The 26,907-nt window shown below is 64.7% G+C and carries 28 protein-coding genes and 1 riboswitch; of the genes, 16 read left to right on the plus strand and 12 right to left on the minus strand.

Annotation, left to right across the window (positions count from 1 at the left end):
• Positions 1–12: 12 nt before the first annotated feature.
• Together zigA and AB4099_RS02180 are read right to left on the minus strand one after the other, a co-directional pair.
• Positions 13–1,227 carry a zinc metallochaperone GTPase ZigA gene (zigA, locus tag AB4099_RS02175; RefSeq protein ID WP_441476874.1) on the minus strand — a complete coding sequence of 405 codons (1,215 nt, stop codon included), beginning with the start codon at positions 1,225–1,227 and terminating at the stop codon, positions 13–15.
• Positions 1,228–1,319: 92 nt separating this feature from the next.
• Positions 1,320–1,676, minus strand: coding sequence for an ArsR/SmtB family transcription factor (locus AB4099_RS02180; protein WP_441476875.1), 357 nt, complete (start codon positions 1,674–1,676; stop codon positions 1,320–1,322).
• Positions 1,677–1,798: 122 nt separating this feature from the next.
• Here AB4099_RS02180 and AB4099_RS02185 point away from each other — a divergent pair, with 122 nt between their 5' ends.
• The 5 genes from AB4099_RS02185 to AB4099_RS02205 all read left to right on the plus strand — a co-directional run bounded on the left by AB4099_RS02185 (position 1,799) and on the right by AB4099_RS02205 (position 8,245).
• A complete protein-coding gene (locus AB4099_RS02185; RefSeq protein WP_441476876.1) occupies positions 1,799–3,010 on the plus strand; it encodes an MFS transporter in 1,212 nt (403 codons plus the stop codon).
• Between the two features lie 147 nt (positions 3,011–3,157).
• Positions 3,158–6,490 (plus strand): carbamoyl-phosphate synthase large subunit, encoded by a 3,333-nt coding sequence (gene carB / locus AB4099_RS02190; protein ID WP_441476877.1) that lies wholly within the window; start codon positions 3,158–3,160, stop codon positions 6,488–6,490.
• A 102-nt stretch (positions 6,491–6,592) separates the two neighbouring features.
• A complete protein-coding gene (gene greA / locus AB4099_RS02195) occupies positions 6,593–7,066 on the plus strand; it encodes a transcription elongation factor GreA (RefSeq protein WP_113513985.1) in 474 nt (157 codons plus the stop codon).
• A 76-nt stretch (positions 7,067–7,142) separates the two neighbouring features.
• Complete coding sequence (locus tag AB4099_RS02200) at positions 7,143–7,658, plus strand: hypothetical protein (RefSeq protein ID WP_441476878.1); 516 nt, start codon at positions 7,143–7,145, stop codon at positions 7,656–7,658.
• A 125-nt stretch (positions 7,659–7,783) separates the two neighbouring features.
• Positions 7,784–8,245 carry a hypothetical protein gene (locus AB4099_RS02205; protein ID WP_441476879.1) on the plus strand — a complete coding sequence of 154 codons (462 nt, stop codon included), beginning with the start codon at positions 7,784–7,786 and terminating at the stop codon, positions 8,243–8,245.
• Here the strand turns inward: AB4099_RS02205 and AB4099_RS02210 are convergent.
• Entirely contained in the window at positions 8,230–8,691 is a 462-nt protein-coding gene (locus tag AB4099_RS02210; protein WP_441476880.1) for a GNAT family N-acetyltransferase, read from the minus strand. The two genes, AB4099_RS02205 and AB4099_RS02210, sit on opposite strands and share 16 nt — an antisense overlap.
• Before the next feature lie 11 nt (positions 8,692–8,702).
• A complete protein-coding gene (locus AB4099_RS02215) occupies positions 8,703–9,167 on the minus strand; it encodes an Lrp/AsnC family transcriptional regulator (protein ID WP_113513993.1) in 465 nt (154 codons plus the stop codon).
• A gap of 86 nt (positions 9,168–9,253) precedes the next feature.
• Between AB4099_RS02215 and AB4099_RS02220 the strand changes: the two genes are divergently transcribed.
• From AB4099_RS02220 to AB4099_RS02230, 3 genes are all read left to right on the plus strand, one after another.
• Entirely contained in the window at positions 9,254–10,237 is a 984-nt protein-coding gene (locus tag AB4099_RS02220; RefSeq protein WP_441476881.1) for a mitochondrial fission ELM1 family protein, read from the plus strand.
• 92 nt (positions 10,238–10,329) lie between these two features.
• Positions 10,330–11,295: a thioredoxin-disulfide reductase gene (trxB, locus tag AB4099_RS02225; RefSeq protein ID WP_113513997.1), complete on the plus strand. Its 966-nt coding sequence runs from the start codon at positions 10,330–10,332 to the stop codon at positions 11,293–11,295.
• Between the two features lie 143 nt (positions 11,296–11,438).
• Positions 11,439–12,329: a LysR family transcriptional regulator gene (locus AB4099_RS02230; RefSeq protein ID WP_043233503.1), complete on the plus strand. Its 891-nt coding sequence runs from the start codon at positions 11,439–11,441 to the stop codon at positions 12,327–12,329.
• Between the two features lie 325 nt (positions 12,330–12,654).
• Here the strand turns inward: AB4099_RS02230 and AB4099_RS02235 are convergent, their stop codons facing one another.
• Entirely contained in the window at positions 12,655–13,215 is a 561-nt protein-coding gene (locus tag AB4099_RS02235; protein WP_441476882.1) for an NADPH-dependent FMN reductase, read from the minus strand.
• Positions 13,216–13,343: 128 nt separating this feature from the next.
• Between AB4099_RS02235 and AB4099_RS02240 the strand changes: the two genes are divergently transcribed.
• Entirely contained in the window at positions 13,344–13,688 is a 345-nt protein-coding gene (locus AB4099_RS02240) for a winged helix-turn-helix transcriptional regulator (RefSeq protein ID WP_441477655.1), read from the plus strand.
• A 9-nt stretch (positions 13,689–13,697) separates the two neighbouring features.
• Here the strand turns inward: AB4099_RS02240 and AB4099_RS02245 are convergent, their stop codons facing one another.
• The 4 genes from AB4099_RS02245 to AB4099_RS02260 form a co-directional block, all read right to left on the minus strand.
• Complete coding sequence (locus AB4099_RS02245; protein WP_441476883.1) at positions 13,698–14,264, minus strand: methylated-DNA--[protein]-cysteine S-methyltransferase; 567 nt, start codon at positions 14,262–14,264, stop codon at positions 13,698–13,700.
• A gap of 26 nt (positions 14,265–14,290) precedes the next feature.
• On the minus strand, positions 14,291–15,247 hold the full coding sequence (gene msrP, locus AB4099_RS02250) for a protein-methionine-sulfoxide reductase catalytic subunit MsrP (protein WP_113514005.1): 957 nt from the start codon (positions 15,245–15,247) through the stop codon (positions 14,291–14,293).
• A gap of 171 nt (positions 15,248–15,418) precedes the next feature.
• A complete protein-coding gene (gene leuB / locus AB4099_RS02255) occupies positions 15,419–16,528 on the minus strand; it encodes a 3-isopropylmalate dehydrogenase (protein WP_113514007.1) in 1,110 nt (369 codons plus the stop codon).
• A 282-nt stretch (positions 16,529–16,810) separates the two neighbouring features.
• On the minus strand, positions 16,811–18,400 hold the full coding sequence (locus tag AB4099_RS02260) for an ABC transporter substrate-binding protein (RefSeq protein ID WP_441476884.1): 1,590 nt from the start codon (positions 18,398–18,400) through the stop codon (positions 16,811–16,813).
• A gap of 156 nt (positions 18,401–18,556) precedes the next feature.
• Positions 18,557–18,668: riboswitch (TPP riboswitch) on the plus strand.
• A gap of 65 nt (positions 18,669–18,733) precedes the next feature.
• Here AB4099_RS02260 and thiB point away from each other — a divergent pair.
• The 3 genes from thiB to AB4099_RS02275 are packed head-to-tail and all read left to right on the plus strand — an operon-like array spanning position 18,734 to position 21,990.
• Positions 18,734–19,753 (plus strand): thiamine ABC transporter substrate binding subunit, encoded by a 1,020-nt coding sequence (gene thiB, locus AB4099_RS02265; RefSeq protein ID WP_441476885.1) that lies wholly within the window; start codon positions 18,734–18,736, stop codon positions 19,751–19,753.
• Between the two features lie 4 nt (positions 19,754–19,757).
• Positions 19,758–21,299, plus strand: coding sequence for an ABC transporter permease family protein (locus AB4099_RS02270; RefSeq protein WP_162768084.1), 1,542 nt, complete (start codon positions 19,758–19,760; stop codon positions 21,297–21,299).
• Complete coding sequence (locus AB4099_RS02275) at positions 21,292–21,990, plus strand: thiamine ABC transporter ATP-binding protein (RefSeq protein WP_441476886.1); 699 nt, start codon at positions 21,292–21,294, stop codon at positions 21,988–21,990. Before AB4099_RS02270 ends, AB4099_RS02275 begins: the two co-directional genes overlap by 8 nt.
• 108 nt (positions 21,991–22,098) lie before the next feature.
• Here AB4099_RS02275 and AB4099_RS02280 read toward each other — a convergent pair whose 3' ends face one another.
• Together AB4099_RS02280 and AB4099_RS02285 are read right to left on the minus strand one after the other, a co-directional pair.
• The gene (locus AB4099_RS02280) at positions 22,099–22,494 is read right to left on the minus strand and encodes a RidA family protein (RefSeq protein ID WP_441476887.1); all 396 of its coding nucleotides are present in this window, start codon (positions 22,492–22,494) and stop codon (positions 22,099–22,101) included.
• 2 nt (positions 22,495–22,496) lie between these two features.
• The gene (locus AB4099_RS02285) at positions 22,497–23,675 is read right to left on the minus strand and encodes a lytic murein transglycosylase (protein ID WP_441476888.1); all 1,179 of its coding nucleotides are present in this window, start codon (positions 23,673–23,675) and stop codon (positions 22,497–22,499) included.
• Positions 23,676–23,812: 137 nt separating this feature from the next.
• Between AB4099_RS02285 and AB4099_RS02290 the strand changes: the two genes are divergently transcribed.
• The 4 genes from AB4099_RS02290 (at position 23,813) to AB4099_RS02305 (ending at position 25,730) form a co-directional block, all read left to right on the plus strand.
• Positions 23,813–24,073, plus strand: coding sequence for a SemiSWEET transporter (locus tag AB4099_RS02290; protein ID WP_441476889.1), 261 nt, complete (start codon positions 23,813–23,815; stop codon positions 24,071–24,073).
• Positions 24,074–24,143: 70 nt separating this feature from the next.
• On the plus strand, positions 24,144–24,500 hold the full coding sequence (locus AB4099_RS02295; RefSeq protein ID WP_441476890.1) for a DMT family protein: 357 nt from the start codon (positions 24,144–24,146) through the stop codon (positions 24,498–24,500).
• Between the two features lie 5 nt (positions 24,501–24,505).
• On the plus strand, positions 24,506–25,267 hold the full coding sequence (locus AB4099_RS02300) for a class I SAM-dependent methyltransferase (RefSeq protein ID WP_441476891.1): 762 nt from the start codon (positions 24,506–24,508) through the stop codon (positions 25,265–25,267).
• Between the two features lie 160 nt (positions 25,268–25,427).
• Positions 25,428–25,730, plus strand: a complete 303-nt coding sequence (locus tag AB4099_RS02305) for a hypothetical protein (protein WP_441476892.1) — start codon at positions 25,428–25,430, stop codon at positions 25,728–25,730.
• Between the two features lie 18 nt (positions 25,731–25,748).
• On the opposite strand, the gene AB4099_RS02310 is transcribed toward AB4099_RS02305, so the two are convergent.
• Positions 25,749–26,882, minus strand: a complete 1,134-nt coding sequence (locus AB4099_RS02310; protein WP_441476893.1) for a PQQ-dependent sugar dehydrogenase — start codon at positions 26,880–26,882, stop codon at positions 25,749–25,751.
• Between the last annotated feature and the right edge of the window lie 25 nt (positions 26,883–26,907).

Genomic DNA, 26,907 nt, shown 5'->3' on the forward strand with positions numbered 1-26,907 from the left:
GGACCAGATCTCTCAGGCCGCTGCGGCCCGGCGCCAGACCGGAAATGGGTCAGGCAGGTCGCGGTAGCGTTCCGGTTTGAAGCTGATGGTCGGCGTCTCGCCGAGCAGGCAGGCGTCGAGCGCGCTGGTGATGGCCAGCTGGTCCATGCCCGAGCCAATGAAGACCAGTTCCTGCCGCCGGTCGCCCCAGACCGAGTGCCAGTGCCGGTTCAGGATTGCTTTCCACTCGGAATGGTCGGGCCAGCGGCTGCGCGGCACGAACGCCCACCAGAAGCCCATCGCCTCGGTTCGGCAGACGCTGCCAGCAAGGCTCATCTCGCCAACCCATTCCGGCCGGGTCGCCAGCCAGAAATGGCCCTTGGCACGGATCAGGCCGCCCCAGTCGCGCCCCAGGAAATCGTTGAACCGCTCCGGATGGAATGGCCGCCGGGCGCGGTAGACGAAGGAGGAGATGCCATACTCCTCGGTTTCAGGAACATGATTCCGGTGGCCATAGAGCTCCTTGTACCAGAGCGGATGTTGCTCGGCTTTCTCATGGTCGAACAGCCCGGTATCAAGGATCGCGGCGAGCGGAGCACGGCCGAAATCGGTTTCGACCAGCTGTGCATCGGGATTGAGCGCCCGGATGATCTTGCGCACCAGATCGCGCTCTTCCGGCGTGACATCCGACACCTTGTTCAGGACGACGACATCGGCGAACTCGATCTGCTCGACCAGGAGATCGACCAGGGTGCGCTCATCGTCCTCGCCCGCCGTCTCGCCGCGCTCACGCAGGAAATCGCGCGAGCCAAAATCCTTCATCAGGTTGATGGCATCGACGACGGTCACCATCGTATCGAGCCGCGCGAGATCGGAGAGGCTGGCGCCATCCTCGTCGCGAAACGCGAAGGTCGCGGCGATCGGCAATGGCTCGGCAATGCCGGTGCCCTCGATCAGCAGGTAGTCGAAGCGCCTTTCCCCGGCGAGGCGACGCACTTCGGCAAGCAGGTCATCGCGCAAGGTGCAGCAGATGCAACCATTGCTCATCTCGACCAGCTGCTCGTCGGTGCGCGAGAGCTTGCCCCCGCCTTCCCGCACCAGATCGGCGTCGATATTCACCTCGCTCATGTCGTTGACGATGACCGCTACCTTACGGCCTTCACGATTGCCGAGGACGTGATTGAGGAGTGTGGTCTTGCCGGCCCCGAGGAAGCCGGAGAGCACGGTGACGGGAAGGCAGGAATCCATTCGGTATCCATTATGTTATGTTACAACATAACATAAACAGCGATGCGAAACATTGGCAAGCCGGTTTCGACCGGAATGGGCTGATGCCGCCTTTACGGCGCGAGCAGCTTGTCTTCGGAAAACCGAGGAAGCGACGGATCGCGCCGCGCTGTCGCAATGATGCTGTCGAGCAGCCCGGGGAAGCGGCCCTCGAGTTCCTCGCGCCGCAGGCTGATGAAGCGGGACGTGCCTTCCGCCCGCGCCCGGGTGATGCCGGCCTCGCGCAACTTGGCGAAATGATAGGCCAGCAGCGAGGGCGAGGCGAAATCCGTGAAGCTTCCGCAGCGCGCCTCGAACTCCTCGGCATCGGCCAGCGCCAGGACGATGGCAAGCCGCGTCGGATCGGCAAGCGCGCCAAAGACCGTCGCTGCGTCAATGCCCTCCATATCGGGATGAAAGATCGGCTTCATGCCTCGGACATAGGAGATTGCGGCACTCCTGACAATATTCAACGTTCATTGAAATTAGGATTGACGGCAGATCGAACGCGATCTTAAATTCAACGATCATTGAAATTTTGAAGGAATGTCCAATGGACACGCGTCTCGTCTGGCTCGCCGGCGGCGCCTTCGTCATCGGCACGGGAAGCCTGATGATCACCGGCATCCTGCCGAATCTGGCCGCCGCCTTCGGCACCTCGATCGATACGGCCGGCTTGCTGATCTCTCTCTTCGCCGTCGCCTATGCGCTGGGCTCACCGATCCTTTCCACCCTGCTGGGCGACGTCGACCGCCGGATGGTCCTCGCCGGCTCGCTCAGCATCTTCGCCCTTGCCAATCTGCTTGCTGCCTTCGCGACGAGCTTCGCCTGGCTGATGGTCGCGCGCATTGCCATGGCGTTTGCGGCCGGCGTCTTCATGCCATCGGCCAACGCAGTGGCGGTCGCGCTTGTCTCGGCCGAGCGGCGCGGCCGGGCCATCGCACTCGTCACCGGCGGCATGACGGTTTCGCTGATTCTCGGCGTCCCGCTCGGCACCGCCATCACCTCCTATGGCGGCTGGCATCTCGCCTTCCTGCTGGTCGCATTCATTGGCGCCTTGGCCGTCACCGGGCTGCTCCTGAACCTGCCTGACGACCTGCCGCGCGGCACCAACTCGCTCAGCGAGCGCCTGCAGGTCGCTCGCCGTGCCGATGTGCTGCTGGCGCTCGGCACCACTGCGCTTTGGACCACCGGCGCCTTCACTCTCTACACCTATGTCGCGCCCTTCCTCGCCACCCATGCCGGCATCAGCGGCCCCTGGCTCAGCGCCGCCCTGATCGTCTCCGGTATCGGCTCGGCCATCGGCAACCAGGCCGGTGGAATGGCGAGCGACCGCTTCGGCCCGGAGCGCACCCTGGCCCTCGTCCTCACGGTGCTCGCACTGGCGCTCGCCTCCGCCTCGCTGATGGCGATCACGCTGCCCCCCGCGGCGGCCATCTTCGTCGCTCCGGCGATCCTCTTCGTCTGGAGCATGGCCGGCTGGGCCGGCCATCCCTCGCAGATGTCGCGGCTCGCCGCGATGGCGCCCGACGCGACCGTCGTCGCGCTCTCGCTCAATGCATCCGCGCTCTATATCGGCATCGCCGCCGGCTCGGCATTGGGCCAGCAGACCCTACGCCACGGCGCCTCATGGCAGCTCGGTTTCGTCGGCTCGATATGCGAGATCGGGGCGCTCACCCTGCTCTGGATCTCCATCCGGCGACGTCGGACGACGCGTCGCGAACTCGAAATCGGCAGGGCGCCCGTCGTGACGTCTGTGCGTTGAAGAGGGGTAAGCGCGCTTTTCCCTTCCTTCCGCGGCAACCTCCCTCTATAGCGAGCGCCTAGCATTCATTCAGGCGCTCGCTGACTCCCCTTTCCTCGCGGACGGGGATCCGTCCGGCGCGCGCCCGCACAAGCACTGGCCGGACCCATGCCCAAGCGCACAGACATCAAGACGATCCTCATCATCGGCGCCGGCCCGATCATCATCGGCCAGGCCTGCGAGTTCGACTATTCCGGAACCCAGGCCTGCAAGACATTGAAGGCCGAGGGCTACCGCATCGTCCTGGTCAATTCGAATCCGGCAACGATCATGACGGATCCGGATCTCGCGGATGCGACCTATGTCGAGCCGATCACGCCTGAGATCGTCGCCAAGATCATCGAGAAGGAGCGCAACGTCCTGCCCGGCGGCTTTGCGCTTCTGCCGACCATGGGCGGCCAGACGGCGCTGAACTGCGCGCTTTCGCTGAAGAAGATGGGCGTGCTCGAGACATTCGACGTCGAGATGATCGGCGCCACCGCCGAAGCCATCGACAAGGCCGAGGACCGCGAGCTGTTCCGCGAGGCGATGACCAAGATCGGCCTCGACACGCCGCGCTCGCACCATGTCAGGACGCTCGGCCAGGCACTCGAGGCCCTGGAGGATATCGGTCTGCCGGCCATCATCCGCCCCTCCTTCACCATGGGCGGTACAGGCGGCGGCATCGCCTATAACAAGGGCGAATTCATCGAGATCTGCGAGCGCGGCATGGACGCCTCGCCGACCAGCGAAGTGCTGATCGAAGAGAGCGTGCTCGGCTGGAAGGAGTACGAGATGGAGGTCGTCCGCGATAAGGCGGACAACTGCATCATCGTCTGCTCCATCGAGAACATCGATCCGATGGGCGTCCATACCGGTGATTCGATCACAATCGCCCCGGCGCTCACGCTGACCGACAAGGAATACCAGATCATGCGCGACGCCTCGCTGGCGGTGCTGCGCGAGATCGGCGTCGAGACCGGCGGCTCGAACGTGCAGTTCGCGGTCGATCCTGCCACCGGCCGGATGATCGTCATCGAGATGAATCCGCGCGTCTCGCGCTCCTCGGCACTGGCCTCGAAGGCGACCGGCTTCCCGATCGCCAAGGTCGCCGCGCGCCTTGCCGTCGGCTACACGCTCGACGAGATCGAGAACGACATCACCGGCGGCGCGACCCCGGCCTCGTTCGAGCCGACGATCGACTATGTCGTCACCAAGATCCCGCGTTTCGCCTTCGAGAAATTCCCCGGCGCCGAGCCGACCCTGACCACCGCGATGAAGTCGGTCGGCGAGGCCATGGCGATCGGCCGTACCTTCCAGGAATCGCTGCAGAAGGCGCTGCGCTCGCTGGAGACGGGCCTCGACGGCCTCGACGAGATCGAGATCGAGGGTCTGGGCCAGGGCGACGACAAGAACGCGATCAAAGCCGCCCTCTCCTCGCCGACGCCAGACCGCCTGCTGCAGGTGGCCCAGGCGATGCGCTTCGGCTTCACCGACGAGCAGATCCACGAAAGCTGCAAGATCGATCCCTGGTTCCTCGCGCAGATGCGTGGACTGGTCGAGACCGAAGACAAGGTGCGCAAGCACGGCCTGCCGACGACGCCCGGCGCCTTCCGCCAGATCAAGGCGATGGGCTTCTCCGACAAGCGCCTCGCTGCGCTCGCAAACCTGACCGAGGCTGAGGTGACCGAGCGCCGGCATGCGCTCGAAGTGCGTCCGGTCTTCAAGCGGATCGACACCTGCGCCGCCGAGTTCGCCTCGCCGACCGCCTATATGTACTCGACCTATGCCATGCCCTTCGCCGGCATGCCGGCTGACGAGGCCAACCCGTCCGACCGCAAGAAGGTGGTCATCCTCGGCGGCGGCCCGAACCGCATCGGCCAGGGCATCGAATTCGACTATTGCTGCTGCCATGCCTGCTACGCGCTGCGCGATGCCGGCTACGAGACCATCATGGTCAACTGTAACCCGGAGACGGTTTCGACCGACTACGACACCTCCGACCGGCTCTATTTCGAACCGTTGACCGCCGAGGACGTGCTCGAGATCCTCGAGACCGAGAAGCGCAGCGGCACCCTGCATGGCGTCATCGTCCAGTTCGGCGGCCAGACCCCGTTGAAACTGGCGAATGCGCTCGAAGAGGCCGGCATCCCGATCCTGGGCACCTCGCCCGACATGATCGACCTCGCCGAGGACCGCGACCGCTTCAAGCGCCTGCTCGACAAGCTGCATCTGAAGCAGCCCAAGAACGGCATCGCCTATTCAGTCGAACAGGCGCGCATGATCGCGGCCGAACTCGGCCTGCCCTTCGTCGTGCGCCCGTCCTATGTGCTCGGCGGTCGCGCGATGGCGATCATCCGAGACGAGCCGCAGTTCGAGGACTATCTGCTCGGCACGCTTCCGAGCCTGATTCCGTCCGAGGTGAAGGCGAAATATCCGAACGACAAGACCGGCCAGATCAACACGGTGCTTGGCAAGAACCCGCTGCTGTTCGACCGCTACCTCTCCGACGCGATCGAGGTCGATGTCGACTGCCTCAGCGACGGCAAGGACGCCTTCATCGCCGGCATCATGGAGCATATCGAGGAAGCCGGGATCCATTCCGGCGATTCGGCCTGCTCGCTGCCGCCCCGTTCGCTCTCGCTGGCGACCATCGCGGAGCTCGAGCGCCAGACCAAGGCCATGGCGCTGGCGCTCGATGTCGGCGGACTGATGAACGTACAATACGCCATCAAGGACGGTGTCATCTATGTCCTCGAGGTCAATCCACGCGCCTCGCGCACGGTGCCCTTCGTCGCCAAGGTCATAGGCGAACCGATTGCCAAGATCGCAGCGCGCATCATGGCCGGCGAGACCCTCGCGAGCTTCGGACTGAAGCCCGCTGCGCTGACCCATGTCGGGGTCAAGGAAGCGGTCTTCCCCTTCGCGCGCTTCCCGGGCGTCGACGTGCTGCTCGGTCCGGAGATGCGCTCGACCGGCGAGGTCATCGGCCTCGATCGTTCCTTCGATATCGCCTTCGCCAAGAGCCAGCTCGGTGCAGGCTCCAAAGTGCCGATCAAGGGGACTGTCTTCGTCTCGGTGCGCGACGCTGACAAGCCACGCATCGTGCCCTCGATGCGCATCCTGTCCGATCTCGGCTTCCGCATTCTTGCCACCGGCGGAACGCTGCGCCTGCTGCAGGAGGAAGGCATTCCGGCCGCCAAGATCAACAAGGTTCTGGAAGGCCGACCGCACGTCGTCGACGCCATCAAGAACGGCGAGATCCAGCTCGTCTTCAACACGACGGATGGCCCACAGGCACTCGCGGATTCACGCTCGCTGCGCCGCACGGCCCTCTTGCACAAGGTGCCCTATTATACCACCTTGGCCGGAGCGATCGCGGCTGCCGAGGGCATCAAGGCCTATTGCAGCGGCGATCTCGAAGTACGATCGCTGCAATCCTACTTCGTCCGCGCCGCCTGAACGGCCGCGCGGCCGAAGCAGTTCTGAAAACGATCGGAAGCTGAACGCAGGCCGCGGGGGACGCGGCCGGCGGGTTCTGGCTTTCGGAATTGGGACGAGAAGATGGATAAGGTTCCTATGACGGTGGGCGGATTTGCCGCCCTCGAGGTCGAGCTGAAGCAACGCCAGCAGGTCGAACGTCAACGCATCATCGCTGCGATCTCGGAAGCGCGCGCACTTGGCGACCTCTCCGAGAATGCCGAGTATCATGCGGCCAAGGAGGCACAGTCCCTCAATGAAGGCCGAATCCTGGAGCTCGAATCGCTGATCGGGCGGGCAGACATCATCGATGTCACCAAGCTCGGCGGCGACACGATCAAATTCGGCGCAACCGTCCATCTGATCGACGACGATACCGAGGAAGCCAAGATCTATCAGATCGTCGGCGAGCCGGAATCCGACGTCCGCTCCGGCAAGGTCTCGATCGGCTCGCCGATCGCGCGCGCCCTGATCGGCAAGAAGGTCGGCGATTCCGTGCAGGTCAATACGCCGGGCGGCGGCAAGTCCTACGAAGTCGTGAGCGTCAGCTTCCGCTGAGGCTTCCGGGGGCATAGAATTGTCGCCCCCGGACGATTATCTCGTCGGTGATGCATCGGCATCGGGAGATACTGTCATGACCAGTCGTCGCGCATTTCTGACGTCCGCATTCGCGGCAACGGCTCTCGCGTCGTTGCCGCTCGGAGCCGCCTCCGCACTTGCCCAGCCGCAAGGGCCGATCGGCGGCATCCGTGTCGATGTCTCCCGCCTCGTCGAGCAAGGCTGGGGGCCCAATGCCGATGCGATCAAGGCCGGGATGGAACGGGAACTTCGGGCCGCCTTTGCCGGCGCCATCCAGCGCGGCGGCCCGGTTCTCGTGGTCAAGGTCCGCGGCATTTTCCTGACGAGTTACGCTGGCGGCGGCGGCGGCAGTGGCCGCTGGGGCGGCGGCGGCGGCTCGAGCAATGACAATCTCGACAGCGAGGCGTTTCTGGTTGGTGCAGGCAATCGCGTGCTTGCATCCTATCCGGTACTCTCGACGATTTCCGCCAGCTATTCAGGTCCCTGGTATCTGCAGGATATCGATCAGCGCCGCATTGAGAGTCTGATTCAAAACAACGTCGCTTGGATCAGGCGTTACGTCGCCGGCTGAGCCGTTCTCAAGCTCGGCACTGCCGCTGCCGCATGGGGCGCCGAGCCTGGCGGCGGCGTAGTTCATAGCCTCGGCTGCATCGCCGCGGGACGCGGCACAACGTTCCTGTCCGACAGGAGAGAGCCATGCTGAATCGTCGTGCCGTATTGGCCGCCGCACTCGGCGGGACTGCCTCTGCCTTGTTCGCTGTCCCGGTCCAGGCGGCCGCAGGCGGCGTGCGTGTTGATGTTTCCCGCCTTGTTCAGCAGGGCTGGGGCCCCAACGCCGCCCTTGTGAAGGCAGAGCTCGAACGCGAACTTGCCGGCAGCGGCCGCGCGGGCTCGACCCTTGTCGTCTCGGTGCTTCGCATCAACATGCCCAGTTATTCGGGCGGCGATGCGGAAGAAACCGGCGGCACCACGGACGGAATGGAATCCGAAGCCCGGCTGATCGCTGCTGACGGGCGGGTCCTGGCGAGCTACCCGATCGTTTCGTCCTCGTCAGCCTCATCCGGAGGCGCCTGGTTCGAGCCAGGCTTCGACACCCGCCGGCTCGCGGCCCTGGTCCGGACCAACGCGGCGTGGATCAGACGCTATGTCGGGGAATGAGCCGCGGGGCGCCTGATCTCGAACGCGGTCTTGCTGCGCGAGAAACCGCAGGCTTCATAGAAACGGAGCACCGCTTCGTCCTTTCGCCCCGTCTGCAGCATGACCTTGTAGCATCCCGCCGACCAGGCCTGCTCGACAGCCGCGCCGATGACCTGCTTTCCGAGGCCTTGGCCTCGAAACCGCGCGTCTGCGACGACATTCTCGATCAGTGCGAAGGGCCTGAGATTCCGGGTGAGATTCGGCACGATCACGATGACGCAACTCGCGATGGCAACTCCGCCCCTCTCCACGATGTGAACCGTGATCAGGTCGCTGCCCAGGATCCTCCGCCAGGTCTCGGCCGCCATGTCGGCATCCGGGCGCAGGTCATCTGGATTCAACTGCGCATAGAGCGCCAGAATGGACGGCAGATGCTCGATGCCCGCTTTGCGGATCGTGATCTGCATCCGGGCGCCCGCTAGCCGAACGGGACGATCGGCTCGTCCTTGACGCGGTCAAGCGCGAGGGCCGTGCGCACATTGCGGACATTCGGCAGCGCCGTCAGCTCTCCGACGAAGTCCTGAAACGCCTTCAGGTCAGGCGCGACGCATTTCAGGATGAAATCGATGTCGCCCGAGAGCGTCCAGCATTCGCGCACGGCACCCCACTTACGGATGCGCTCCTGGAATGTCGCGAGATCGGCCTCGGCCTGGCTGGCGAGATGCACGAAGGCAAAGCAGACGACCTCGATCCCGAGCTTGCGCTCATCGAGCTGCGCCCGATAGCCGGTGATCAGCCCCGCTTCCTCGAGAGCTCGGACCCGCCGAAGGCAGGGCGGCGGCGAGATGCCGACCCGGCTCGCCAACTCGACATTGGTCATGCGCCCGTCGGCCTGTAATTCGCGCAGGATACGCAGATCGATTTCGTCGAGTTTGGAACGCACAAAGATCCCCAGAGCAAAGTCGCGCTGGTGTAGACGCAGCTCCCACGCGATACAAGGCATCCCAACCACTGCCGCGGAGCCTGCGCTTGCCAGTTGAACCGATCCCGACGATCTGGGCCCTCACCGACGGCAAGGCTGGCGACGAGATACAATGCCTTGGCGTCGCCGAACGGCTCGGCATCACCCCAGAGATCCGTCACATCGCCCCTGGTCGCCCCTGGAGCTGGCTGATGCCGCGCGGGCCGATCGATCCGCGCGAGGCCTCCCACAGGCCTCAAAGCCCGATCCGCCCGCCCTTCCCCGACATCGTCGTCGCTTCTGGCCGCCGCGCCGCCGCCTATTTGCGCGAGATCAAGAAGGCCTCGAAGGGCAGGACCTTCACCGTCTTTCTCAAGGATCCGAGAATCGGAACGGGCGCTGCCGACCTGATCTGGGTCTCCGAGCATGATCGCCTGCGTGGCCCAAACGTGCTCGTCACCGTGACATCGCCGCACCGGCTCTCCCCGGGCCAGCTCGCTCAGGCCAGGCAGAGCCCGCCGCCGGCCATCGTCGCCCTGCCCCGACCGCGCGCTGCGGTCATGGTCGGCGGCGACAGCCGGCATCACACCTTCCGGCCCGATGACATCGCCCGTTTCGCGAACGCGCTCGATGCGCTCGCGGTCTCGGGCGTGGCGCTGATGGGCTCGCGCTCGCGGCGTACGCCGGCTGCGCTCGACAAGGCCATTGCCGAGGTCTTCGCACGCCATGGCGGCTGGTGGTGGGATGGCAAGGGCGCCAATCCCTATGTGCCGTTGCTCGCCAATGCCGATACCGTGGTCGTCACCGCCGACTCGACCAATATCGTCGGCGAGGCTGCTGCGACCGGCGCCCCCCTCCTCGTCTTCGAGCCGCATGGCGGCCACAGCAAGATCGCTCGCTTCCTCGAGGCGCTGAAGCGGCAAGGCGTTGTGCATCATTTCGAGGGACGGCTTGATGGCACCCGCTATGACCCCATAGACTCCACCGGCGTCATCGCGGAAGCGGTGCGCCAGGGCTGGTTGCGGCACCGCGCCGAACTCGGCCTCGCCTGAGCGCGAGCGGGTCTGGACTTGCGTCCGGCGCACGAGACCGTATCTGACGGAACGAGGACGCAGCGCTACGCTGCGCGAAAAGGACCGAAACCATGGCTCATACCCATGCCCGCGTAATGATCATCGGCTCGGGCCCGGCCGGCTACACCGCCGCGATCTATGCGGCCCGCGCTTTGCTTGAACCGGTGATGATCTCGGGCTTCCAGCCTGGCGGCCAGCTGATGATCACCACGGATGTCGAGAACTATCCGGGTTTTGCCGACGTGGTTCAGGGGCCGTGGCTGATGGAGCAGATGCGCGCCCAGGCCGAGCACATGGGCACGAAGATGGTTTCCGACCACATCTCGAAGGTCGATCTGTCGCAGCGGCCGTTCCGACTCTGGGGTGATGGCGGCGCAACCTATAGCTGCGATGCGCTGATCGTGGCCACCGGTGCCCAGGCGAAGTGGCTGGGCATCCCCTCGGAGCAGACCTTCCAGGGTTTTGGCGTCTCGGCCTGCGCCACCTGCGACGGCTTCTTTTTCCGCGGCAAGGAAGTGGTGGTCGTCGGCGGCGGCAACACCGCGGTCGAGGAAGCGCTCTATCTCGCCAATCTTGCTGCGAAGGTCACACTGGTGCACCGGCGCGATTCACTGCGGGCCGAGAAGGTGTTGCAGGATCGCCTGTTCAAGCATCCCAAGGTCGAGATCGTCTGGGATAGCGAGATCGCGGAGATCTGCGGCGGTACGCAGCCGCCGTCGGTCACGCATCTGCAGCTCCGCAACCTGAAGACGGGCGTTGAAAGCGAACTGAAGACCGACGGCGTCTTCATCGCCATCGGCCACAAGCCGTCGACCGAACTCTTCACCGGGCAGCTCGCCATGCGTGAATCGGGGTATCTCGACGTGACGCCCGGCACGACGCAAACCAACATCCCCGGCGTTTTTGCTGCAGGTGACGTCACCGACGAGCATTATCGCCAGGCTGTGACGGCTGCGGGCCTGGGCTGCATGGCCGCGCTCGATGCCGAAAGATGGCTTGCCGCCAACGTCACGGAACAGCGTGAAGCGGCCGAATAGGCCGAAAAAGACAACCCATCACGATTGTTGATGGGTTGTCTCACGAGATTCAGTGTGAAAAGAGGCCCCGTCAGCAAAGCAACCGTTGACGTTCCTGCGTTTTACCCCCCAACATGCACGAAACGCATAACGGGGGAACCGCGGTGGATTGGGACCGCATCAGGATTTTTTATACCGTCGCAGAATCCGGCAGCTTTACCAAGGCTGGCGACGTACTTGGTTTGAGTCAATCCGCCGTTAGTCGGCAGATTGGCGCGCTTGAGCGTGAGCTGCGTGCACCGCTGTTTCACCGCCATACGCGCGGGCTCATTCTCACCGAGCAGGGCGAATTGCTCTGGCGCGCGGCACGCGAGATGACGCAGCGCCTGGAGCGGACTCGCGCCCAGCTCTCGGAGACGCGTGAGCATCCATCAGGCGAACTGAAGGTCACTGCGACGCGTGGCCTCGGCGGCCATTGGCTAACCCCAAGGCTGGCGGAGTTCCTCGACCTCTATCCGGACATCAAGGTCGACCTCATTCTCACCGATGAGGAACTCGACCTGTCGATGCGCGAAGCCGATATCGCGATTCGCCTGCGTCAGCCGCAGCAGCCGGACCTGATCCAGCGCAAGCTCTTCACCGTGCATTTTCACGTCTATGGCTCGCCGGCCTATATCAAGCGCTTCGGCGAGCCGAAGAGCTATGAGGATCTCGACAATCACCGGCTCCTGTCCTTCGGCAGCACCTCGCCATCCTATCTGACGGCGGTGCACTGGCTGGGAACCCTGGGCCGCGAACAGCGCAACCCGCGCCCGATCCATCTCACCGTGAACAACATCACGGCGATGAAGCGGGCGGTCGATAGCGGCGCGGGCATCGCGGTGCTGCCGGATTACCTGATCGAGACCGGCTCCCCCCTCGTCCAGCTCATGCGCGAGACCGAGATGCCGCAGCTCGAAAGCTATCTGGTCTATCCGGAAGAGATGAAGTCGGTGGCCAGAGTGCAGGCATTCCGCGACTTCCTGATCCAGAAGGCCCAGCGCTGGACCTACTAAACGGCCGAAAGGCCCGGCTATGCGCGCAGCGCGGGTATCTCGCGCTGCGGCAAACGCATGCTTTTCAGCCATTTAGGCTAAAATTTGTCGCACATGATTATAGGTCATGCAGTTTCCGCATAGCGGCCCCAAGCTATGCTGCATTGCAAAACGGCACGTGCTGCCCGATATAGCAATCACGGTTGTTCGGAACGGGCTCCGCATTCTCCTCCCGGCGTTGAGTTCGTTCCAGCCGTTCCCCTCTGAGATGTTTGGCGGTAACGCCGGATGTTTCAAACTTCAAAGGCCAGCTCCCTCGGGACGCTGGCCTTTTTTTCATGCGTGGTTATGCAGCCCGGCGCGCGAGCAGGCCCGCAAGTTCGGCGAGCTGGTCGATGAAGGCCTGCAGGAAGGCGCGGGTCGTTTCATCGGGGACATCGCCAGCCTCGTCGACCAGATTGGGCTTCAGGCCGATATAGGCCTCGCCGCCCATCACCAGCGCACCAAGATTGCCAAGAATCACCCGCAGATGCTGCTGCGCGATCGCCGAACCGATCGCTCCCGGACTCGTGCCGGTGATGGCGACGACCTTGCCCCGCCAGGAGCTCTTGCCATAGGGCCGCGCCGCCCAGTCGATCGCGTTCTTCAGGAGCGCGGGAATCGAACGGTTGTGCTCGGGTGTAACCACGAGAACAGCGTCAGCAGCCGCGATCTCGTGCTTGAGGCGCGTCGCGCTTACCGGCCAGTTCGCCTCGAGATCCTGACTGTAGAGTGGCAGATCGTCGATCGCGATGAAGCTCGCCTCGAAGGCGCTGGAGCCGAGCCGCGACAGCGCGACGGCGAGCTTGCCGTTGATGGAATCCTTGCGTGCGCTGCCAACGATGACGGCGAGCTTCAACTTTGCCATAGGAGATTTCCTTGGTTACAAAAAGAGACCAAGGCTCAATAAATGCCTGTGACAAAGCCACGCAAGGAGGCACAATTTTGTCACCAGAGAACCTGCATGTGCCTCACGAGTGCCGCGCCGTTGGCGAGATGCTGTCCCGCGTCGGCGACAAGTGGACGATGCTGGTCGTCGACCTGCTCGGCGACGGGCCGAAGCGCTTCACCGAGATCAAGCGCGCGCTCGGCAGCATCTCGCAGCGCATGCTGACGCTGACGCTGCGCAATCTGGAGCGCGACGGCCTCGTCACGCGCACGCAGTTCGAGACGATTCCGCCACGCGTCGATTATGAGCTGACCGAACTCGGGCACTCACTGCGCTATCCCGTCAAGGCGCTCAGCGATTGGGTCGTCGCGAATCGACGCGGTATCGCGGCCGCGCGGACCCGCTTCGACGAAGCGCAGGAGCCGAAGCGCAGGCTTCTCAAGCTCGCCTGAGAGGAAAACTCAGCGTCGCCGCGCTTCCAGCGGCAGCGAATCGAACAGGCTCGGCATATCGCTGGTGCGCGCCTTCTCGATCGTCAGCATCCGCAGCTTGGTCTCTACCCCGCCATCGGCCGAGAAGCCGCCGGTCTTGCCGTTGGCCGCCAGTACGCGATGGCAGGGCACGATGATCGGAAAGGGATTCTCGCCAAGCGCGACGCCGACCGCCCGTGCCGCACCTGGCTCGCCGATGCGGGCTGCAACCTCGCCATAGGTCAGGGTTTCGCCAGGCGGGATGCCGAGCGCGACTTCATAGACCTTGCGGTTGAAGACGGAGAGACCGTCCATTTCGATCGGTAGCCCCGAGAGGTCGCGCTTCTCGCCGGCGAGCAGCGCCACGATCCCGTCGATTGCCTCCTGCACGAACGGCGGAGGAGCGCCTTCGACAGCCTCCGGGTAGCGCCGGGCCAGCCGCTGGCGGGCTCGAGCTTCATCCTGCTCCGGCAGCTGTGCGCCGATCAGGTGCTCAGCCCTCCAGACCAGCGCGCAGGCGCCGATTGCCGTATCGAACAGGCAGAAACCCTGGCTCATCACGCCTCCCGACGGAAGCGGCGGCCTCAGACGTAGAGCCGCTCGCCTTCAAGCCCTTTGTACATTGCTGCGACCTGCTCGCCATAGCCGTTGAACAACAGTGTCGGCCGACGCTCGCGCGAGCCGAGAACCTGCTCGCTCGCCTGGCTCCAGCGCGGATGCGGCACCTCCGGGTTCACATTGGCCCAGAAGCCGTATTCCGACGCCTGCAGCGCCTCCCAGAAGGTCTTGGGCCGCTCGGCGACGAAACTGATGCGCGTGATCGACTTCACCGATTTGAAACCGTACTTCCACGGCGTGATCAGGCGGACCGGCGCACCATGCTGATTCGGCAGCGGCTTGCCGTAGATCCCCGTCACCATCAACGTCAGGTCGTTATTCGCCTCCGCCATGGTCAGCCCCTCGGTATAGGGCCAGGGATACCAGCGTTGCGTCTGCCCGGAGGCCACGCGCGGGTTCAGGAAGGTTTCAAACTTGATGTATTTGGCACTCGAGAGCGGTTTCGCCAGCGCCACCAGGGCCTTCAGCGGAAAACCGGTCCAGGGCACGGCCATAGCCCAGCTCTCGACGCAGCGGAAGCGATAGAGCCGCTCCTCGAACGGCATCTTGCGGACGAGATCGTCGAAACCGATCTCGAACGGCTTCTCGACCATGCCGTCGATCGCGATGTTCCAGGGCCGCGTCGGCAGCTTCTTTGCCGCACTGACGACGTCCTTGGACATGCCGAATTCGTAGAAATTATTGTAGTTCGCGGCCAGTTCCTCGTCGGTCACCGGCCGGTCGAGCGTGTAGCTCGCATTGCGCTTGGCAGGATAGAGATCGAGCGTCGGATCCGCGCCTTGCGCGGCTGCGATCTGAGGCAGCGCACTCCCGGCGATCAGCCCCGCACTCCCGCCGAGAAAGGCCCGGCGGTTCATGGCGATATGTTCGGGAGTGACCTGGCTCTCGGGCAATTCCCAGCCAGGGGGGCGTTTGATCAGCATCGACGGACATGCTCCGTTTCAGAGAGCGAAGCTTAGTCCACAGATGAGCATCAAGTGCAATTCACGAGCGGGAGAGGCGTAGGGTCCCTCACCGCATGGTCCCTTGGACGTCATCCCGGCCGAACCGAAGCGCAGGACCGGGATGACGTCGGAGTGCTGGGAGGGGTCGCGTCAGCCGCGCGCTTCCAGCGCCTTGACGATCGCATCGCCCATCTCGGCGGTCGAGACGGCATTGGCGCCCGGTGCGGCGATGTCCTTGGTGCGGGTGCCGGCGCCAAGCACATCGGCAATCGCGCCTTCCAGCCGGTCGGCCGCCTCGATCGCGCCGAAGGAGTAACGCAGCGCCATGGCAAATGAGCCAATCATCGCGATCGGGTTCGCCAGGCCCTTGCCGGCGATGTCGGGAGCCGAGCCGTGCACGGGCTCGTAGAGCGCCTTGCGCTTGCCGGTAGCCGGGTCTTCAGCACCGAGCGATGCGGAGGGCAGCATGCCGAGCGAGCCGGTCAGCATCGCCGCGACGTCGGAGAGAATATCGCCGAACAGGTTGTCGCAGACGATGACGTCATACTGCTTCGGCCAGCGCACGAGCTGCATGGCGCAATTGTCGGCGAGCACATGCTCGAGTTCGACATCCCGGTAGTCCTTGGCGTGCAGCGCCGTGACCGTCTGCTTCCAGAGCACGCCGGTCTTCATGACGTTGTGCTTTTCGGCCGAGGAGACCTTGTTGCGGCGGGTGCGCGCCAGCTCGAAGGCGACGCGCGCGATGCGTTCGATCTCGGGCGTGGTGTAGAGCTGGGTATCGACGCCGCGCTTGGAGCCGTCCTCCAGCGTGACGATTTCTTTCGGCTCGCCGAAATAGACGCCGCCGGTGAGCTCACGCACGATCAGGATGTCGAGCCCCTCGACTACTTCGGGCTTGAGCGAAGAGGCGGAAGCCAGCGCCGGATAGCAGATCGCGGGGCGCAGATTCGCAAACAGGCCAAGGTCCTTGCGCAGCCGCAGCAGGCCCGCCTCGGGACGGTGCTGGTAGGGTACATCCGCCCATTTCGGGCCGCCGACAGCGCCGAACAGCACCGCATCGGCGTCCTGGGCGAGCTTCATGTCGCCTTCCGAGATCGCCGCCTTATGTGCGTCATAGGCGGCGCCGCCGACAAGTCCGCGCTCGATGGCGAAGGAGGCGACGCCCTGCTTCTCGAACCAGCCGACGATCTTCTCGACCTGGCCGGTCACTTCGGGGCCGATGCCGTCGCCCGGCAGGAGGAGGAGCTTGTGGGTCGCCATGGTCGCCTCACGCGTTTGTCGGATGTTGCTGGGGCCAGCGCGGCCTTGCCGGGCTGATTAGGCGGGGAAAGGAAGTGACGCAAGCGCAGCCGCCGGGCAGCGCGCCTGCGCGACAAGCAGAAGCTGTGTGATCGGCGCCGGCACCGAACTGCTTCACTCCGGCCGGAGTGAAGCAGCGAGCAGGAATCCGTCGCAGAGCGTGGCGATGGTTTCGCGATCAGAGCCGCGAGCGCGGTGCCTTTGGCATCACCCAGCATCCCGACGGCAATGGCCCCTCCGTCCTCAGGCCTTCTTCTCCATGTTCCAGAAGAATTGCACCGGCGAGAGCACCATGCCGGTCAGGCTCTTGCGATAGGCCATTGGCTGTTGCACCAGCCCGGCCGGCGCATAGGGTACCGTCTCGAAGGCGCGCTTCTCGATCGAGGCGGCCAGTTCCTTCTGCCTGGCCACATCAGGCGTTGCTATCCACTGATCCCGCAGGCCTTCCAGCGTGGGATCCTCCGGCCAGCCGAACCAGGCGGCAGAGCCATTGCTGCGCAGCAGCGGATGCAGCGCAGGATTGAGCACGTCGGCGCCCGACCAGAGCGTATGGAACACCGACCAACCGCCCTGGTCCGGCAATCCGCGATTGGAGCGCCGGCCGATGAAGCTGGCCCAGTCGGTCGCGACCAGATCGACAGTCATGCCGAGCTTCTTCAAAAGCTCCTGCGTCACCAGGCACTGGTTATAGGCGATCGGCTGGTCTGCAGGCGCCAGCAGCAGCACCTTCTCGTTCTTGTAGCCGGCCTCCTGAAGCATGGCCTTGGCCCGCTCCAGATTGTTGCCGAGTGCCGCCTCACCGCCCGCTCCGGTCGACATCGGCGAGCCCGGCGTGAAGAAGGTCTTGCACTCCTTGTAGTAGTCCTTGCTGCCGACGACCGCCTCCATGTAGTCGGTCTGGTCGATTGCCATCATCACCGCCCGTCGAATGCCGGGATTGTTGAAGGGCGGCTGCAGATGGTTGAAACGCATCAGCAGGATCAGCCCGAGCGGCACGTTCTCGATCGCGATCTCGGGATTGCTCTTGAGCAGGGGCAGGAGATCGACCGGCGGCTGTTCATACCAATCGACCTCGCCCTGCATCAGCGCGCCGACTGCGGCCGAAACCTCGGTCAGCGGCAACCATTCGATGCGGTCGATCTTGGCGACCTTGCCGCCAGCGGCCCAGGATGGCGCCTCCTCTCGCGGCCTGTACTTGGCGAAGCGCTCATAGACCGCGTTCTGGCCCGGCACCCATTGCTTGTCCATGAAGCGCCAGGGTCCGGAGCCGATCGCCTCCGTGATGTTCTTGGTCGGCTCCATCATTGCCACGCGCTCGGGCATGATGAAGGGTACGTTCGAGGAGAGCTTGCCGAGTGCGTCCGGCAGCATCGGGAAGGGCTTCGTCAGGCGGATGGCGAAGGTGCGCTGATCGACGTCATCGTAACCCTCGACGAATGTCGCGAAGGTCTGCCCGAAGGCATCGCGCGCCGACCAGCGACTGATCGAAGCAATACAGTCCTGCGCCCTGACCGGCTGCTCGTCATGGAACATCAGTCCGTCGCGCAGATGGAAGGTCCAGCGCAGCCCGTCCGGCGCAGCCTCCCAGCTCTGGACCATCTGCGGCTGAATGCGGAACTGCGCGTCCGTCGCAAACAAGGTATCATATATCAGATAGCCGTGATTGCGGATGACGTAGCTCGTGGCGACGATCGGATCGAGCGAGGGCAACGGCGTCGACGGAATGAAGCGCAGCGTATTGGCGCGCGATTGCCCACGCGACGGAAATCCGACGAGACTGGAAGTGGTTAAGGCGGAACTTCCGGCCAGAATCTGACGGCGATTGAATCGCATGCGACATCCCCTTGCTCTTGAGCTTTCGCGCCAGGCGCGCCTGCCTTCTGTCAAGCAAGAGATATACCAGCATGGTCAGGCGACGACGCGCAATGCCCGTTGCGATGGATCGGCGGCATCAACTGGACTCGCCCGTGCCCGCTCGCTATTCCCTTGACCGTCTCAACGGGGTGCCCGGCGGTTTCGGGCTGAGAGGGAAGCGCAGGGCTTTCAACCCGTCGAACCTGATCCGGATCGTGCCGGCGGAGGGATTGAGCACCGGCGTCTCGCACCGGAGGTGGCCTCCCCTCTCGACCGTCAAGGGCCGCCGTCGAATGCATGCGGGGTGACGCCATGACCTTTCTGAACAGCCGGATGACCCGGATCGCCACCGCGCTCTCGGTGCTTCTGCTTACGACGCCGTCCATGGCGCAGGAGAAACCGGCGCTGACCGTCTACACCTATTCCTCCTTCACCGGGAAATATGGCCCCGGCGCCAAGGTGAAGGCGGCCTTCGAGGCGCAATGCAGTTGCACGCTGAACTGGGTCGCAAGCGACGATGCCGGCTCCCTCGTTGCGCGCCTGAAGCTGGAGGGTGAGACGACCAAGGCCGATGCCGTGCTCGGCCTCGACATGAACCTTGCGGCGGAAGCCAAGGCCACGGGCCTGTTCCAGCCCCATGGCCAGGATACTACAGCACTCACTTTGCCCATCGCCTGGACCGACGATACCTTCCTGCCCTTCGACTGGGGGCATCTCGCCTTCGTCTATGATTCAACCAAACTTGCCGCGCCGCCCACCAGCCTGAAGCAGCTTGTCGACGATCCGAATGGGCCGAAGCTGGTGCTGCAGGATCCGCGCACCAGCGCGCCCGGGCTTGGCTTCCTGCTCTGGATGCGAGCCGTTTATGGCGACGGCGCCGACGCCGCCTGGACCAGGCTCAAGCCCCGCATCGTTACCTTCACCAAGGGCTGGTCGGAGGCCTACGGGCTCTTCCTTAAGGGCGAGGCCGACATGGTGCTCTCCTACGCGACCTCGCCGGCCTATCACATCGGCGTGGAGAAGAAGACGCAGTACAAGGCCGCGCCCTTCAGCGAAGGCCACTATCTGCATATCGAACTCGCCGGCATGACGCGCACGACGCGGCAGCCCGAGCTCGCCAAACGCTTCCTCGCCTTCACGCTTTCGGACGCCTTCCAATTGCTGATCCCGGAAGGCAACTGGATGATGCCGGCGAAACAGGCGGCAGGTGGACTGCCGGCATCATTCGCCGATATCATCAAGCCGGAACGGACCTTGCTGTTCACGCCGGACGAGGTGCGCACGCAGCGCCGAAGCTTCATCGACGCCTGGCTCGCCGCAGCGAGCCGCTGAGGCCTTGTTCCGCCCGGCCACGCTCACTGCGCTTGCCATCCTTGCGCTCGCCGGCGCCTCGCTCGCCGGGCTGGCGGGAGCCGGGGGCAACGTCGCGGCCCTGTCGTCGCTCGGCCCCTATCTCGCTCGCCTCGTCGCAGGAGCGACCGTCCAGGCGGGCCTGTCGATGCTGCTCTCGATCCTGCTGGGCACGGCACTGGCGCTTGCCTTGCTGCGCCGCCGCTTCCCAGGCCGCAACCTCCTGCTCGCCGTGCTGACCGCCGCCGCCGTCGCACCGACGATCGTTATCGTCTTCGGCGTCATCGCGATCTATGGCCGTTCCGGGCTGCTCGGCGACCTGGCGCGTGCCGTTGGAGCTGAACCGCCGGCGATCTACGGGCTCCAGGGTATCCTGATCGCTCATGTGTTGATGAATATGCCGCTGGTGACGCGCACGCTGCTTCAGGCCTTCGGCCGCGAACCCGGCGAGCGGAGGCGCCTGGCCTCGGCGCTCGGCTTCTCCGCCGCCGATTGTTTCCGGCATCTCGACTGGCCCGTGATCCGGCGCGAGGCTCCGGCGCTTGCCACCTTCGTCTTCCTGCTCTGCTTCACGAGCTTTGCCGTCGTGCTCTCGCTCGGTGGCGGGCCTGCCAACGCCACGCTGGAAGTCGCGATCTACGAAGCGGTCCGTTTCGAGGCCGATTTCGCCCGCGCTGCCGCTCTCGCCGGCCTTCAGCTTGTGCTCTGCCTCGGACTTGCGACTGCGCTCGCCACACTCGCGCCGGCGGTCCACGACGAGGCAAGTGCCGAGCGCCATGCAGCCCGCCCCGATATCCTCGCCCCTTGCCTGCTCCGGCTGGACTGCCTTGTCCTCATTCTGGCGACAGCATGGATCGCACCGCCTCTCCTCAGCATCGCAAGCGGCGTCGCAGCCGTACCGACGCTCGCGACCGCCGAATTCGCATGGGCAGCCGCGACGAGCGCAGCCATCGCGCTTGGCGCAGGCCTCCTCGCCTGCCTGTTTGCCGTACTGCTCGCCAGCGCCGCGCGCGGACGCCGGCTACGCCCGAGACTTCCCGACCTTGCCGCCTTCACCATGCTTGGCCTGCCGCCCTTCGCCTTCGTGGCAGGACTCTACGTTTTGACACGCAACCTCGCCGATCCCGCGGCACTCGGACTGATGCTGGTACCGCTCGTCAACGCCCTGATGGCACTTCCCTACGCCTATCGACTGCTGGCGCCGCCACTGGCGACCAACGCAGAACGTCATGGCAGGCTGGCTGAGAGTCTCGGCATTGCCGGCTGGACCCGGCTGCGGCTCGTCGAATGGCCGGCCCTGCGCGCACCGCTGGCGGCCGCCTTCGCATTTGCCACGGCGCTCTCGCTTGGCGATTTCGGCGTCATTGCTCTGTTCGGCGGCGGCGAGCTCACCACCCTGCCCTATCTCCTGGCGAACCGCCTCGGCGCCTATCGCATGGATGAAGCGGGAGCACTCGCACTCGTGCTGGTGCTTTCGGCCGGGGGTCTCGCCTACCTGACCGAGCGCTGGAGTGCGCGTCATGCTTGAGCTGGCAGGCCTGTCCCTCGACTATCCCGGATTTGCGGCGCGCTACGACCTCGTCATTCCAGCAGGCGCGCTCTGCGCCGTCATCGGCCCGTCAGGTGGCGGCAAGACCACCCTGCTCCATGCCATCGCCGGCTTTGAACGGCCTACGGCGGGAACCCTCCGCTTCGCCGGCGCAGACCTGCTGCCTCTCACACCAGCCAGGCGACCAGTCTCGATCCTGTTCCAGGATCACAATCTCTTCCCCCATCTGACGGCAGCCGAAAACGTCGCGCTTGGACTGAAACCGTCACTGCGGCTCGACGCCTCCGAGCGCGAGCGCGTGGCAGCCGCACTGGCTGAGGTCGATCTCGCCGGCTTCGCAGCCCGTCGTCCGGCGGAACTCTCGGGCGGTCAGCGTCAGCGCGTCGCCCTCGCCCGCGCCCTCCTGCGCGGCAAACCGCTGATGCTGCTCGACGAACCCTTCGGCGCACTCGACCCCGGACTACGCCGCGAGATGATCGAGCGCGTCGATGCCCTGCGTCGCGAACACGGCCTCACCGTGCTGATGACACTCCACACGCCGGAAGAAGCGGCCAGCCATGCTGACCTCTTTGCGCTCGTAAGGGATGGCCACGTCGAAGCGTCTGGCCCGTGGGCACGCCTGACGGCATCGGACGGACCGGAGCCTGTCAGGCGCTTCCTGGGCATCTGAAGGGCCGCTCCGGCGCACGCATCGGCCCGAAAGATGGATTACGGGTTTCGGGCCAGCGCATCACGGACGGCTAGACATCGCACAGGATACGAGCCCCGGTCCGGTGACTTAACTGCGCAGCCGGGCCGTGATCTCGATCTCAACCTTCATCTCGGGCTTGAGCAGGCCGGAAACGACATAGATGCCGGCCGCCGGGCGGACCTGCCCGAAGATCTCACCGCAGACGGTGAGAACGGGTTCGCAATAGCTGCGATCGGTGACGAAATACTGTGCGCGCACGACGTTGGAGAGTGCAGATCCTGCTTCGGTGAGGACCGCGTCCAGCGTCCGGAAGATGTTGCGCGCCTGTTCCGCTGGATCCTCAGGCATCGTCATGGTGACATAGTCATAGCCCGTCGTGCCCGAGACGAAGACGAGGTCGCCATCGACCACCGCGCGCGAATAGCCGAAGGCGAGCTCGAACGGCGAACCAGTGGAGATCAGCCGTCGCTTTGGATCCAGCATCGTCATCCCCGTCCACCCTTGAGCGCGCGCAACACCTTGGCACCCGGCCGCCCGGTCTGCGGCATGCCGATCTGCGATTCGATTTCCTTGATGGCAGCCCTGGTCAGCGAACCGACGGCGCCGTCCGGCTCACCGACATTGTAACCCCGTGCGATCAGCAGGCGTTGCAATTCGCGACGCTGCTCGCGCGAGAGCGGCGGATCGTCGGTCGGCCAGTCGGCCTGGATGCCCGGCCGGCCGCGAATACGGTCCGAGAGCAGCGAGATGGCAAGTGCGTAGGAATCCGCACCGTTATAGCTGTAGGCCGCGTCATAGTTCTTGAAGACCAGGAAGGCCGGACCATTGCGGCCGGCCGGCATCAGCAACCCGGCATTGCCCGAGCCGGACAGCCCCGAGCCGTCATATCTAACGATCCCGCGCGCGGCCCAGGATGAGACCGGCTGTTTCGGGTTGCGCCCGGTCGGACCGGAATAGCCGTTGGGGACGCGGACCTCGTATCCCCAGGTCGCGCCGGTCACCCAGCCGGCCTTGGCCATGAAATTGGCGGTCGAATGCAGAGCGTCCGGAATGGAGTCGACGAGATCGCGCCGTCCGTCGCCATCGCCATCGACGGCAAGGCGCATATAGGTAGAGGGGATGAACTGGGTGTGGCCGAAGGCGCCGGCCCAGGACCCCATCAGGCGGTCGGCCCGGACATCGCCACGCTGGATGATCTGCAGGGTCGCGATCAGCTCGCCCTTGAAAAAGGCATTGCGACGCGGTGCGAGACAGGCGCCGGTCGAGAGCGCCTGGACGAGGGGCATCTTGCCGCGCGCCTTGCCGAAATCGCTCTCGACGCCCCAGACCGCGACAATGGTATGGCGGTCGACGCCAAAGCGCTGCTCGGCCGCCGCGAGGGTCGAGGCATGCTGGCGCAGCATGTTGCGCCCCTCCGCCACCTTCTCCTCATCGACCAGCGTGCCGAGATAATCCCAGATCGGAGTCTTGAACTCCGGCTGGTTGTTCATCGCCTCGATCACCTTCATGTCGGGCGTGACGCCTGCCATGGCCCGGTCGAAGGTGGCACCGGACACGCCTTTCGCTGCAGCCTCCGAACGCAGGCCGGCAAGGCAGGACTGGAAGTCCGCCTGGGCGCCGGACGCGAAGAGGATGAGCGGAAAAGCCAGTTTGAGCGCGCGCATGAACCCACCGAAAGCCGAGGAATGACGCAAAACTAGGGCCGAATGGTTAAGGGAGATTAACCATGCGCGAACTGCGCGCAAAAGTCGCAAAAGCCCGCTATGGCATGGGCCTGGTCTGATTCGAGACGTTCCCACCCATGTCTGTCGCCGCAACCGAGTTCCTCGGCTTCACCGCAGCTACGCTGACGACCCTGTGCTGGCTGCCCCAGGCCTGGCACACGGTCCGGACTCAGGACACACGGGCGATCTCGCTCTGGACACAGATATTCTTCGCGCTCGGCATCATTCTCTGGCTGGTCTATGGGCTCCTGCTGATGTCCTGGCCGCTGATCGGCGCCAATGCCGTGACGTTGGTGCCGGTCCTCGTCATCCTGACCATGAAGCTGCGCCACGGCTGAGCAGGCCCTATCGGGAACCCCGCGCGCTGTTTAGGCTTTCCGTAGACACCGTCCTGGATCGCCAATCCCCATGCCGACCCTCTCCACCGCCCATCTCCTGCCGATCGCCATGCTGATCGGCTCGAACGTCTTCATGACCTTCGCCTGGTATGGCCATCTCAGCTACGAGAGCACCGCGATCTGGCTCGCCATCCTCGCCAGCTGGATGATTGCACTGCCGGAATACATGCTCGCCGTGCCCGCCAACCGCATCGGCAATGCGGTCTATTCCGCCGCCGAGCTGAAGACGATGCAGGAGGTCATCACCCTCACCGTCTTCGCCGGCTTTTCCGTGCTCTGGCTCAAGGAGCCGCTTGGCTGGAACCATGCCGTCGGTTTCGCGCTGATTGCGGCCGGCGCCTTCTTCATCTTCCAGGGCAAGGCGTAAACGGGATGGCCAATCTCCCCTCGCCCGGACATCCCGCGGTCTCCGCCTATCTCGCCAATGGCTATGACAGTGTCGTCGGCATGTCGTCGCGCTTCGCCGCGGCGATCTGCGCGCGGCTGCTGCGCCTGCAAACCGAGGAGGGACTCCATGGACCGATCGCCGAGATCGGCGCCTTCGAGGGACGCTTCTTCATCGCGCTCGCGCATGCGCTCGAGCCAGGCGAGATCGCGCTCGGCATCGATATCTTCGAGTGGCCGAATCCGGAGGTTGAGCAACGTTTCGAGGCGAATTGCCTGAAGCACGGCATCGGCCGGGAGCAGCGCGTCACGATCAAGGGCGATGCGGGCGCGATGGCCCCGGTCGATCTGCTGAAGCACACCGGCGGCGCGAAGCTGCGCCTCATCCATATCGACGGCGAGCATTCCCGCGCAGCGCTGACCAGGGATCTCGCGCTTGCCACGGCCTGCCTGGCCGATGGCGGGCTGATCGTTCTCGATGACATGCTGCATCCCGGCTACCCCACGTTGATGGTCGCGGTGCAGGCCTATCTCGATGCACATCCTCAGATTGTGCCGCTCTGTATCATCGACCGTGAGACGATTGTCGGCGCGACCAAATTCGTGCTCTGCGAACAGCACTGGTTCGAGCGCTACCAGGCTCGGATGCTCGATATCTTCAAGGAGCAGATCTGGCCGCTGGGCGCCGACTTTGAACCGCATTGGTGCCTGGTGCTGTCGCTCGACACTCGGCTGGCGGACATCACCTGAACTGCCGGCACACTGCCTGCCGCACGTCATTCCGGACACGCCGCGATCGCGCTGCCATCCGGCACATCAGTGCAGGTGCTGGCTCCAAAATGATTTCCGGCGCCCAGCTTCGCTACGGCCGGAATGCCCCCATCACTCCCACCCACCCAGGAAGACTGCCGTGAAGAAAGCGATCCTCGTCGCCGTAACCATCTTGAGCCTCTCGACGCCGGCGCTCGCCGGCCCGACCTGCAGCCCGAGCGACGACCGCGCCAAGATCCTCGCCTCCGCGAGCATCGGCGACACCCACCCAACCTGGCGCGGCGGAAAACATGTCGGTTATGGCTGGTCGCTACAGGTCAAGCGCAACGCCCGCGACGACGCCGGTACGTCCTATTATGTCGGCGATCTCTATGACACGCGCGGTCAGCTCTCGACGCGCAATGCCTTCGTCATCGAGAACGAATGGGATTGCGGTCCCTGACGCATCCCGCTCCGGCGCTCACCGCGCCGGCCTGACCCGCAGGATCTTGCCGTTGGCATCATCGCTCAGCAGGTAGAGATAACCGTCGGGGCCCTGCCTGACGTCACGAATCCGCTCGTTCAGCGTGGTCAGCAGCCTCTCCTCGCCGGTGACCGTCTCGCCCTGCGTCGAGAGGCGGATCAGCGTCTGCCCGGCAAGGGCGCCCACGAAGAGCGAGTTTTTCCAGGCCGGCCAGATCTGCCCGGTATAGAAGGTCGCGCCGGATGGCGCGATCGACGGATCCCAGTAGAACAGCGGCTGCTCCATACCGGGTTTTGACGTACCCTCGCCGATCTTCGCTCCGGAATAGTCGACCCCGTAGGTGATGACGGGCCAGCCATAGTTGAGCCCGGCCTTCGGCGTGTTGATCTCGTCGCCACCGCGCGCACCGTGCTCGGCAGTCCAGAGCTGCCCGGTCTCCGGATGTAGCGTCGCGCCTTGCACGTTGCGGTGGCCGATCGACCAGATCTCCGGCTGCCAGCCCTCCTTCTTCGGATTGCCCGCCGCCGCTTTGCCCTCCGGACTGATCCGCAGGACCTTGCCGAGATGATTGCCCGGGTTCTGCGCCTGATCGCGCTGGCTGAAGCGGTCGCCCACGGTCACGAACAAGGCGCCCGTCCGGTCGAAGACCAATCGCGAGCCGAAATGCATGTTGCTGTTGATCGTCGGCATCTGCCGGAAGATCACGCTCATCCCTTCGAGCGCAGTGCCCCCTGCGTTGAGACGCCCCCGCGCCACGCTGGTGCCGTTTCCATTGGCGCGCGGCTCCGCGAAGGAGAGATAGATCAGCCGGTTCTGGGCAAATTGTGGATCAAGCGCGACATCGAGCAACCCACCCTGACCGCGTGCCATGACGCTCGGCACGCCCGCGATCGGCCGCGAGATCTCGCCCGCGGCGGAAACCAGCCGCAACCGGCCCGGCTTTTCGGTCACGAGCATGCGCCCGTCAGGCAGGAAGGCGAGGCCCCAGGGGTGCTCCAGACCGCTCGCCACCGTCTCGACGACCAACTCGCCCGAGCTCGAGGGAAAGCGCTGCTGGGCATCGGCCGTCGCCGACAGCGCAAGGACTGAAAGCGTAGCGCTGAAGCAGGCGGCGAGAATGGTGTGACGCATAAAGCTCTTCCTGTCGTTGCGGAAC

The sequence above is a fragment of the Allobosea sp. 2KB_26 genome (genome assembly GCF_052115715.1).
In the GTDB taxonomy this organism is placed as follows: Bacteria; Pseudomonadota; Alphaproteobacteria; order Rhizobiales; family Beijerinckiaceae; genus Allobosea.